This window comes from Colwellia demingiae (assembly GCF_007954275.1).
GTDB lineage: Bacteria > Pseudomonadota > Gammaproteobacteria > Enterobacterales > Alteromonadaceae > Colwellia > Colwellia demingiae.
Map to the genome: position 1 here is coordinate 1 of NZ_VOLT01000037.1, position 558 is coordinate 558.

1 protein-coding gene is annotated in these 558 nt (G+C 48.6%); it reads left to right on the forward strand.

Translation table 11 applies throughout. The features are described from left to right. A partial coding sequence (locus ESZ36_RS22450) for an FAD-dependent oxidoreductase (RefSeq protein WP_146792033.1) occupies nucleotides 1–558 on the forward strand: 558 nt, incomplete at both ends.

The following is a 558-nucleotide window of genomic DNA, read 5'->3' on the forward strand; positions in this document are numbered from 1 at the left end:
TGGCAACGGCTTATTATTTAGCGAAAGAACATGGTATCACTAACATTGCCGTGATTGAAAAAGGCTATTTGGGCGGCGGTAATACCGCGCGTAATACCACCATTGTGCGTTCAAACTATTTATGGGATGAAGCCTCACACTTATATGAGCACTCCTTAAAACTTTGGGAAGGGTTAGCGCAAGAGCTGAACTATAACTTGATGTTTAGTCAGCGCGGTGTATTAAACCTAGGCCATACCTTACAAGACATGCGTGATATTGAACGTCGCGTGAACGCTAACCGTCTTAACGGCATTGATGGTGAAGTCTTGACCACCGCACAAGTCCAAGAAATGGTGCCTATTTTAGACTGTTCAACCAATGCACGTTTCCCGGTGATGGGCGCTTCATGGCAAGCACGTGCGGGCACGGCTCGTCACGACGCGGTTGCGTGGGGTTTTGCCCGCGCTGCGGATGCCTTAGGCGTTGATTTATTACAGCAAACCGAAGTCACTGGCATTCGTCGTAAAGACGGCGCAGTAGAAGGCGTTGAAACCAATCGTGGTTTTATTTCTGCGG